Source organism: Rheinheimera sediminis (assembly GCF_004005375.1).
Classification (GTDB): Bacteria; Pseudomonadota; Gammaproteobacteria; order Enterobacterales; family Alteromonadaceae; genus Pararheinheimera.
The window spans coordinates 1-4667 of record NZ_RZUF01000056.1 but is presented as its reverse complement, the minus strand read 5'-3'; the positions used below and the strand labels follow the sequence as shown (position 1 = coordinate 4667).

Sequence of the window (4667 nt, the reverse complement as noted above, 5' to 3'; positions counted from 1 at the left end):
GAAGTCCGGAACTGCACACCAGTGGGTCCGACAACACTGAATCCAGAAAAAGAGTCAGTTAAAAAGGTAGAAAAACAGGCCGCTTAAAACGGTCGATGGTGACAACTAGCTTGAAAAACGCCGGTATCTCTGGAAATGCCATGAGGAATTGGCGTGGACGAAATGAAGCTGACTACACATATCCGATATAAACGAAGCTCAGGTGTACAACAAAAAAAATCAGATACACCAAGTTAAAGAAGCTCTGGCCTTATGTTCTATCCGTCGTGACTCTGAGTCACCTTTTAGGTTAGTCAGAGTTTCGATTTCAATGTCGTGAAGCTCAGTGCCGTTCGATGGAGACGGGGCCGATACATCAGCGAAACAATCAGCACGGAGACAAGCCTGGTGTTGTTGCAACCAGGCTTGAACTGCACTCTGCTAAAACAGGTAAATAAAGCCGACGCCTATTTCGGCCTCATACTTACTCCGAGCTATTGGGCTATCCCGAACCTCACTACTGAAATACTCAAAAAGAGCCTCGCCATAAATCTGCCAATTCTGATTGACGTAATGGCGCAAGTTGTAATCCAGTCCAATTGAGCGCAATCCACCACTTAGCCTGGTTTCATTTAAGCCGGATGCAGCAGCTTGAGCTGAGTCTACGCCAAAACCTTTGTTAGCGTAATCGCTGTCATGAACAACCAAGACAAAATTAAGTTCAGAGCCCGTGCCGTCGCTTTTATCGCCGAAACGGCGTCCTAGTCCAAATAGACCAAGGTTTCCGTCACCACTGATCACAACACGACCAACCAGCCAATAGCGCCAATCGGGGTCGAAGGCGCGACGCGCTTGCAGTACTAGTTCAGCCCCCTCGTCTTGATCACCAAGTCCAAACAACCTGCCGTCGTCGGAGTCACTTTCCTTACGCCCCTCATCGAAGCCTAGGAGTGTCTCAAATAACCAAGTATTAGCGCGAACACCACGCCAACCTAGAGCTTCACCAGCAAAAAAGAAAACATTATCGCCATTACGCCATTGCAATGAACCTGCTGGTTCGATTTCTAATCCAAATTCGTCTGAACCTTCGTATGCTGTTTCATATTCAATACCTAAACCAAGCCCTAAACTCCAGCCATCCTCGCCTTTGGAGAAGTCGTCAACTGACGGCAAAGGGACCAGCGCTTTTTCGGTGCCTTGCGCTAGTGCTGCTGGAAAGAGAAAACAGTGCAGAACAAGTATGCATAACAAGTAATAAAGTTTTTTCATATTAATCCTGTTTTCGGTTGAAGTGAGATGGCTGACTGCCCAAAACACATTGCTCTTACGAAGTTAGAGACGATTTTTTATTAAGGTATGCACAGAATACTGCGTTTTATCAGCTATAAGGTTTTGCACAAAGATGCCCTTTATACAAGGGCATGCTTGGCTATATTAGATTAAAAAAGCAGATGACACCCTGGTTTTGCTTCATATAGCCGATTGATCTGCTATTTAAATCAGCCCCAGCCCTTAGTTTTGATTTATCCATTCTTCAGAGTTGATTCGATGTGCTATCTTAAGCTTGCAACAGAATAGGTCGCAGGCCTCACAGTGTTGATGATGACTGCAATCATCTGCAAATGGATAGACTCAATACACAAGACTGGACTATCAGGTGGAGTGTTTTCGCGGAGCCGGAATAGTGGCTCTATCCCCAAGTAACTTCAAAGACGACGGGTATATACCCAAATATTGTGAAGTGGGTAGGGTGGCGACAAGCTCTCCAGCCCGGCAGCATAGACTTAGTATGTGGCTGGGGCACGAGGGCGCAGCCAACAAAGCCGCAGCTTTAACTACGACGGATACAATTCGGAATTCCAAGCAAATCTCAGTGAAGTGCACTGCGCCTGCGATTTGTACTGAAGCCCTTTATTTACTGTGGTTCTTTTGTCAGCAAGAGGCTTTGCTTTAGCATGCTCCTAAAGCAGTTGCAAGCTTATCTCGCTTTAAAAAGTCAATTCGCGTACACTGTCGCTCCAAAGATCGATACCTGTTGTATTGATCTGGCGTCAATTTTGGAGAAACTGATGGCAAAACCACTGTGGACTGTGGGTCTTGATGTAATAGTCACGGATTCCACCAGCGACTGTTATGGTCAGGTAGGGCATATAGTTCGGATCTCTTCACCTGGAAATACTGTGCGTTTATCGGTAGATTTTGACGGTGACGTCTTTGGTTTTGATCAGGACGACATTGATGTTGCTGTGATTTAGGGCTAATTCTGTTGGAACCGCTAATATACTCACAACACAGATAGGGTTGTAAGTAATCGAATAGTCTGCAGGCATTATAAGTTCGTGCCGGCTGGCTTTGAAACACAGACGCAATAACTGCATCTGCTCCGGTGCAGTACGCACTTGACTTCAAACACCATTAACATTTACTCGCGCTAGAGAGTGTTGACGCTGCAGGGATATTTTTGCAGCAGTCTGGCGGCGCTTTGAGCTTTGTTGCCTGCGCGGACCTCTATAAGGGGCTTGAGCAGGAGCGCCAGCTTCACCCGTCACTGATTTAGAATATCCAAACTTCGCTCCTCCTTTCGCGCTCAAAGCGTCACCAGAATGAGCAAAATTCAACCTCGAAACCTCTACAGGCTCAGGTACTCAGCTTGCTTTTTTGAATTGAAATCATTTGGTTGAAATAGCCTTTTCCCTTTGTCACAGAGCAACTTATCTTCCATCCAGTCGGAATTCAATTAAAACTTAAACAATTGACACCGGTGTCAATGCTTGGTATATCTTGGTGCAATAAGTGTTTTTGCTGCTATTTTATGCACATCTGGTGCAGGTCTTAGAAAAAATAGCCTGAATAAAGGAAGCATCAGATGCTAAGCCGTCGAACTTTTCTGAAAACCAGTCTGGCCTGTTTTGCTACAGCTTATCTTGCACCTTTCGCCCTATGGGCCGGTCAGTTGCAACAGTATGAAAGCGAATTTATCCGGCATCGCCGCACCGGAAAACGTCAGTCTCTGTCGCAAAAACAAAGTCTGTCTATCCGAGATTTTGGTGCACAAGGCGATGGCAAACAAGATGACACTAAAGCTTTGCAGTCTGCCATTGATAAGGCCTCGGCTTTAGAGCATGGTGGCAGAGTAGTAGTGCCTGCTGGGGTCTATCTGATTGGAGCTGTGCAGTTAAAGTCAGGTGTAGATTTAGTGCTGGAGCAGGATGCGACTTTGCTGGGCAGCGTCGATATCAGCCAGTATCATGATGCTAAAGGTAAACTGCAGGCCTTGTTATATGCCGATCATGCCAGTCAAATCTCCATCAGTGGTGCTGGAACTATAGATGGCCGAGGCCGTGAACTTGCTCTTGCTATCAATGAGTTACATCACAGTGGTCAGAGGGTGGAAGCTGACTTTAACCACTGGCGTAATCGTTCTAACCAAAGGCCCAGCATACTGGCTTTTTATCATTGCCAACAATTGAAAATCTATGACATTAGTATCAAAAACGGTGCGTCCTGGGTGCAGCATTATGCAGCATGCACAGATTTGCATATCGATAACATCAAAGTGGATAGTGATTCTTTCTGGAATAACGATGGTATTGATATCAATGACTGTAAAAAGGTGCAGATCACTGGCTGCTTTATTAACTCCGCCGATGATGCTATTTGCCTGAAATCCACTATGGGGCCTGGCCAGTTTAACGAAGATATTTATATTGCCGACTGTGTTTTGCGCTCCAGCGCGAATGGCGTGAAGTTTGGTACCGAATCTCAGGGTGGTTTTCGTAAAGTCCGGATAAAAAATATCAAGGTCTTTGACACTTACAGGTCCGCTATTGCACTCGAAACTGTCGATGGCGCCTTTTTGGAAGATGTTGAGGTAGATGGAGTGCATGCCAGTCATGTTGGTTGTGCAATTTTTATCCGGCTGGGACAGCGTAATATGCTGGTAGCAAAAGATACTGCTGTCGGGGTGCTACGCCGTGTCCAGATCAAAAATGTTAGCGCCACCATTGCTTTTGACCGAGCGGATTTGGACTACGAAGTGCGAGGACCAGCATTAAACGCATTTTTCAATCCCATTCCTGCCTCCATCACTGGCTTGCCTGATGCAAGATTGCAAGATATTCAGCTGGAAAATATCGAGATCAGTTATCCCGGGCGCGCTAATAAAGGCTTAGCCTACCGGCCTTACCATCAGTTATTTTTGGTGCCACAAGAACGGGAGTCTTACCCTGAATATACAATGTTTGGTGAGTTGCCCGCATGGGGGCTTTATGTTCGTCATGTTGAAGGTCTAAAAATCAAGGGGGTTAAATTATCAACTCGAGCAAAAGACTTTCGTCCTGCTTTGGTGTTTGACGATGTTATCGGCCTGCAATTGCAGCAGTCTTCACTGACGGGCGACAACAGACCTATTGTGGTGATGCAACAGGTACCAGCTCCTCAATTCAGTGAGCTTTGGGGGCAAAACGGCTCAGGTGAAAAAGTAGCCTTAACCGCAGCGGATATGCAGTTGGTCAGTTCCCATCAGAATATAAAATAAAGATAAATCCAAATGAAAGCAAAACCAGCGCTGCAAAGCCTTTTTACACTGAGTTGTGTTTATTTATTGGCCTGCTGCCAGCAGATACAGACGAAGCAGCAATCCGATCCAGAACAAAGCAAAAGCTGGCTGGCCGGCGATCACCATGTAC

General features: G+C 46.0%; 3 protein-coding genes. 2 read left to right on the top strand and 1 reads right to left on the bottom strand.

The genetic code is table 11. The features are described 5' to 3' along the window. Positions 1–420: 420 nt before the first annotated feature. Entirely contained in the window at positions 421–1248 is an 828-nt protein-coding gene (locus tag EMM73_RS19610; protein ID WP_127688451.1) for a MipA/OmpV family protein, read from the bottom strand. Between the two features lie 800 nt (positions 1249–2048). Between EMM73_RS19610 and EMM73_RS19605 the strand changes: the two genes are divergently transcribed. Together EMM73_RS19605 and EMM73_RS19600 are read left to right on the top strand one after the other, a co-directional pair. Next, positions 2049–2234 (top strand): hypothetical protein, encoded by a 186-nt coding sequence (locus EMM73_RS19605; protein ID WP_127688450.1) that lies wholly within the window; start codon positions 2049–2051, stop codon positions 2232–2234. Positions 2235–2845: 611 nt separating this feature from the next. After that, positions 2846–4516 (top strand): glycoside hydrolase family 28 protein, encoded by a 1671-nt coding sequence (locus EMM73_RS19600; protein WP_127688449.1) that lies wholly within the window; start codon positions 2846–2848, stop codon positions 4514–4516. Positions 4517–4667 lie beyond the last annotated feature (151 nt).